Source organism: Microcystis sp. M53603_WE2, assembly GCF_030065435.1.
In genome coordinates this window covers 1-5645 of sequence record NZ_JASJFF010000275.1, presented here as the reverse complement: position 1 = coordinate 5645, position 5645 = coordinate 1, and the positions used below count along the sequence as shown (strand labels likewise).

4 protein-coding genes are annotated in these 5645 nt (G+C 44.4%); all 4 read right to left on the bottom strand.

Features of this window, described 5'->3' with window-relative positions; translation table 11 throughout:
• Window positions 1–157: 157 nt before the first annotated feature.
• The 4 genes from PX481_RS05995 to PX481_RS05980 all read right to left on the bottom strand — a co-directional run bounded on the left by PX481_RS05995 (window position 158) and on the right by PX481_RS05980 (window position 5399).
• Window positions 158–694: a hypothetical protein gene (locus tag PX481_RS05995; protein WP_002763116.1), complete on the bottom strand. Its 537-nt coding sequence runs from the start codon at window positions 692–694 to the stop codon at window positions 158–160.
• Between the two features lie 94 nt (window positions 695–788).
• On the bottom strand, window positions 789–2003 hold the full coding sequence (locus PX481_RS05990; RefSeq protein WP_288093980.1) for a type II secretion system F family protein: 1215 nt from the start codon (window positions 2001–2003) through the stop codon (window positions 789–791).
• Between the two features lie 141 nt (window positions 2004–2144).
• Window positions 2145–3245: a type IV pilus twitching motility protein PilT gene (locus PX481_RS05985; RefSeq protein WP_002763113.1), complete on the bottom strand. Its 1101-nt coding sequence runs from the start codon at window positions 3243–3245 to the stop codon at window positions 2145–2147.
• A gap of 138 nt (window positions 3246–3383) precedes the next feature.
• Entirely contained in the window at window positions 3384–5399 is a 2016-nt protein-coding gene (locus tag PX481_RS05980; RefSeq protein WP_288093979.1) for a GspE/PulE family protein, read from the bottom strand.
• Window positions 5400–5645: the final 246 nt, after the last annotated feature.

Genomic DNA, 5645 nt, shown 5'->3' with positions numbered 1-5645 from the left:
GTACCAGATCTGGGAGTGATCGGGGGGAAAATTACTGGACTTTTTTCCTGAAAATTAGGTAATTGACCCCCTCAAAATCGCTAAAACCCTACACCCCACACCCCACACCCTGTCCCCACGAAAAACTTTTTCAGCAGACCCTACTTAAGAGAGTCAGCTAATCTTGATCGACTAATTCTAAGCAATCATCAATCAAAGCTGGCCGATAACTTTGAACAACCATCGGTAAAAAAGCCCCTCTTAAACCCTTTTTTATTCTCTCGGCCGTTTGATCAAAAACCACAAATAAAGGATGAATTGTTTCTGCACCTTCACTAAACATATGTTGTTCTCTGGGGGGCATTAACCATTCATATTCTTTATCTAAACATATTTGGGTTTCGCGCCAGCGTTTCAACAAATCAGAAAAATCTTCCCCCGGACGATGGATAAAAATCAGGATTTCTGAACCTAATTTAATTTTCCATTCCGGATCACACATCAGAATCGCCAAATCACAAGCTAATTGTACCATCTTTCTAGATTCAAGGGCAGAAGATGGACGAATTCTGACCAAGGGCAAGGGAATAGTAATTAAACTCTCTTCAGGACGACGCATACTAGGAATTAACTCTAAATAGGGGCGATATTGTCGCAATAATTCGATCGCCCCCTCACGACAGCTATATTCCGCTAATAAAGTTTCGTAAGACACAGATTCACCTAATCAAATAAAAGGAGATGAAAATTCAAATCTTGCTGATTTCCAGCTACCGGCAATAGTCACTGATCACTGATCACTGCTCAACTTATCCCAACGCATCGAAGATTTTAAACATGGGCAAGTACATAGACAAAAGAATAATTCCCACCATCCCCGCAACACCAACCATCATCAAGGGTTCAATGATACTGGTTAAAGCTTTAACGGCCTGTTCCACCTCATCTTCGTAGAAATCCGCCACTTTCATCATCATGGCATCTAATTCTCCCGTTTCCTCCCCAATACTAATCATTTGAATTGCCAAAGCTGGGAAAACATTGGCTTTTTGTAGGGCCAAACTCATCATTCCCCCCTGCTGAATTTCCGCCTTGGCACCAGCGATCGCATTGGCAATTACCTGATTACCCACCGTATTACAAACGATGTCGAGGGAACTTAAAATTGGGACACCAGAACGCGTCAGAGTCCCAAAAACCCGGCAAAATCTAGCCACAGCCGACTTTTCATTCAAATCACCAAAAAGAGGCATTTTAAGGAAAAAATGGTCAATTTGCAGACGACCCATCGGGGTTTTGTAATAGCGACGCAGTAAAAAAACCGTGGCAACAATGGTGACAATCGGAATTAAAATCAACCAACTACGCATCACACCACTTAAAAAGAGCATAAATTGCGTTAAAGCTGGTAGTGGCACGTTTAAATCGGTGAAAATTTTCGCAAACACGGGAATTAAAAAAATTGTCATCCCGAAAAACACAATTACCGCCAAAATTCCCACCGCTACCGGATAGGTCATCGCTGATTTAATCTGGTTTTTCAAGCGGGCCATATCTTCCAAAAGTTTCGAGAGACGGTTCAGCACTTCATCGAGTACCCCCCCCGTCTCTCCAGCTTCGATCATACTGACATAAAGTTCATCAAAACATTCGGGATGTTTGGCCATCGCTTCCGATAACGGAGTCCCTTGCTGTACCTCAGCACTAATCGCTTGTAGAGCTTTTTTCATCTTGGGATTACCGCATTGATCCCCCAAAACTCCCAAACATCTCACAATCGCCACACCAGCATTAATCATTACCGAAAATTGACGGGAAAAAACCGCTTTATCTTTGATGGAAATGCTGGCAAACATCAACTGTAAACCGGAAAGATCGATCTCTCCCCTCACTTTTTTGACTTTACCGACGGCGGCATATTTCGCCTTCAGCATCGTCCGGGCCTGTTCGGGAGACATGGCCTCAACTTTCTCTTGGAAAACTTTTCCAGAGCCGTTTTTAACTTGTGCGACAAAATTAGGCATAGGACATATCAGTTATCAGTTATCAGTTATCAGTTATCAGTTATCAGTTATCAGTTATCAGTTATCAGTTATCAGTTATCAGTTCACTGTTTACAGCAAAAAACTTCCCACTCTCCTATACCTTTTAAACAGGATTTAGGATTAAATCCGGGCTTTAGCGTTAGCGCTGGCCCCGGCGATAAGACGTTGTAATTCATCGGGTTTACCGCTTTTAGAAATGGCCTCTTCCAAAGAGACAACACCCCTAACAACTAAATTAGCTAATCCCTGTTCCATGGTTTGCATTCCTAACTTCATTCCCGTTTGAATTGCTGAATAGACTTGGGGGGCTTTTCCTTCCCGAATTAGATTAGCGATCGCTGGAGTTACCACCATGATTTCCTGTACCATTGCCCGACCAAATTCCCCCGGTTTAGGATTTTTTTTCTTGACTAGGTTTTGACTAAAAACTGCTAGTAAAGAATTGGATAACATGGCGCGAATTTGTGCCTGTTGGTTAGCAGGAAAAACGTCAATAATCCGATCCACTGTTCCCGCTGCCGAGCTAGTGTGTAGGGTTCCGAAGACTAAGTGACCAGTTTCTGCCGCCGTGATTGCCAAACTAATTGTTTCTAAATCCCGCATTTCTCCCACAAGGATAATATCAGGATCTTCCCGTAAAGATGCTCTTAAAGCGTTAGCAAAACTCTTGGTATCTTCTCCTTTTTGTCGTTGGTGAAACAGACTTTTTATATTAGGAAAAACGTATTCAATTGGGTCTTCTACCGTTAAAATATGTTCAGACCTAGTCCGATTAATTAAGTCTAAAATTGCCGCTAAAGTGGTAGTTTTACCCGAACCTGTTTGGCCAGTTACGAGAATTAATCCCCGCGGTCTTTCCGATAACTCCCGTACTACTCTAGGTAAATTTAATTGTTCAAAGTTAGGAATTTTAGAGGACAAAGCCCGTAAACAAGCTGCATAAGCCCCCCTTTCTTTATAAACATTGACCCTAAATCTTGCTAATCCTTTCACCCCGTAGGAACAGTCTAATTCCCAATTCTGCTCTAACTCTTTTCTTTGAGTATTATTGAGCATACTAAAAATCAATTTCTGACAATCTTGCGGGGTTAAAGATTCTTCATTAATCGGGGACAGTTTGCCACTAATGCGAAAATAGACTGGTGCCCCAGACTGAATGTGCATATCAGAACCGCCCATCTCGACCAATTGTTGCATTAAATCTTCGATCATTAATTCCATAAGTTAAACCCCATCTCTAAGGTAAAATCAGTGAACAGTAACCAGTGAAAAGACATTGGGAAAGTGCTATTTAAGACTACTCACTTAATACTCCTTACTTAAAACTCAAATCTCATAACTGATAACTGAAAAACTGTCTTAATCACTAAATCGCGGTGTCATACAATAGGGACAATCGAGCCATTCTGGTTGTAGTTCGGCGCGACAACCACGACAGATTAAACCGCTTTTCCGTTTGGCTTTTAGTTCCGCTTCCAGACCGGAATCGGTAAATGTCACCCGTTCCACTTCTTCGAGGGTGGTGTAACCCTCGCGCACCAGATTTAAACTATAGGCTAGGAGTGTCACCATGCCCTCATCGACGGCCGTCTCCTTAATGCGATCGGTGGTTGCCCCTTGGTTAATTAACTGCTGTAGTCGTTCACTATTCTGCATTACCTCATAGACACCAATGCGACCTTTATAACCGCTGCCGCTACACTTAAGGCAGAGATTGCCCTGTTTTCGCGCCTGTTGAATTTCCTCAAGGGTGAGGGTATTAGCCTTATAAAAGGTCACTTCCCGTTCATTGGCGGCGGAAAGACCCAAACGGGCTAATTCCTCTTGACTGGGGTGATAGGCGACTCGACACTGGCTACAGACGCGCCGCACGAGACGCTGGGCCAAGACTCCCAAGAGAGAACCAGAAATCATAAACGGTTCAACCCCCATCTCATCGAGACGAGCGATCGCACCTGCGGCATCGTTGGTGTGTAGGGTAGTTAGGACCAAGTGACCGGTTAGGGCGGCCTCGATCGCTGTTTTGGCCGTTTCCTTGTCCCTAGTTTCTCCCACCAGAATCACATCCGGGTCTTGTCGCATGAATGCCCGCAGAATCGAGGCGAAATCCATGCCTTTTTCGCGAATTACCTGCACCTGGGTGATGCCTGGTAGAGAATATTCGATCGGATCTTCGGCCGTACTAATATTGACCCCGGGGTGATTTCTTTCCGCTAACACCGAGTATAGAGTGGTGGATTTCCCCGAACCGGTCGGGCCTGTCACCAGCAACAGACCAAAGGGACGACTGGCCATGTCTCGGACGATTTGCAGGGTCTTTTGATCGGTGATCAGTTTATCTAAACCCAACTGGGTGGCCGAGTTATCGAGAATCCGTAAACAGACTTTTTCCCCGTAGCGACTGGGCAGGGTATTAACCCGAAAATCCACTTTCCGCCCTTGATACATCCGCCGAATTTTACCATCTTGGGGAAGACGACGTTCGGCGATATCGAGCTCGGCCATGATTTTAAGACGGGCTGTAACCGCCGGGGTAATTCTTTTCGGCAGTGGCTCAAAAGCTTGATGAAGAACTCCATCTTTGCGAAAGCGAATTTTCAGGAATTCTTCTTGGGGTTCGATGTGAATATCGGAAGTCCCTTCCTGTAGGGCTTTAGCTATAATTTTATTGACGAGGTTGATGACGGGAGCTTGATTAGCTTCCCCTTCTCCGAGATCATCGGCCACTTCATCGTTAGCCGCACCAGAGGCCACCTCAATATTGCTGACAATACCAGTGAGATCCGAGAGTTTTTCTAGTTCTTTTTCTTTTTGCAGTCGGGCTTTTTCCTGTTCTAATTCCGATTGAGCCGAGTGGAATTTTTCCAGTAATCTTTCATAATCTTCGCTAGTAATCACCAAACGCTGTAAACCTAACTCCCTGGGGCGGAGAATACGATTAATATCGTCGGAAGCCTCGAGGTTGTCGGGATCGACCATGGCTATCAAAATCGCAGCCGGCTCTCCTTCGATCTTTCGCAGGGGGATGAGACGATAGCGACGACAAAGATCGATCGGAATCAAAGAATCGATCAATCGGGCTATTTCCAGTCCATCCACATCGCTTAATTCGGGGTCGATCGATTCGACTCCGTAGAGAATTTTTAATTCAAATAACTGATTTTTCTTGTACTGTCGCTGCAAATCCGGGGGCAAAGGGCGCCCAGTTAGTTGTTGTAATATTTCTACTAGCGATCGTCCCGATTTCCGTGTTTCCACTAGGGCTTGTTGCATTTGGTCGGCACCGATATATCCCGACTGCACCAACTTGTTACCAAAGGGGGAAAAGTAATTGCGTAGGGCAACGGCACGGGTTTTCTTGGAAGAAAATGTCATAGACGATTCTTAAACTCTCCACTACCCTTAAATGTTCCCAATTTTACTGGTAAAATTGCATTCTAGCAAAAATTTTTCTAGATCACCGATTATCTATCGGGGTCGCTCCAGCAATTCCAAATTCAAACGGTAGTGTAGGATACAGAATTGATTTCGCTTCTGTCCCTCAAAATAGAGTGAACGAGTTGCCCATTGGGTTTTGCAGGAATGGAAGTCCAAGATTTGAGTTTTATAGGGATGCTGAGC

Bases quoted from the DNA above. Each gene is read 5' to 3' on its own strand.
- PX481_RS05990 (WP_288093980.1), bottom strand. From the start codon at position 2,003: ATGCCTAATTTTGTCGCACAAGTTAAAAACGGCTCTGGAAAAGTTTTC.
- PX481_RS05985 (WP_002763113.1), bottom strand. From the start codon at position 3,245: ATGGAATTAATGATCGAAGATTTAATGCAACAATTGGTCGAGATGGGC.
- PX481_RS05980 (WP_288093979.1), bottom strand. From the start codon at position 5,399: ATGACATTTTCTTCCAAGAAAACCCGTGCCGTTGCCCTACGCAATTAC.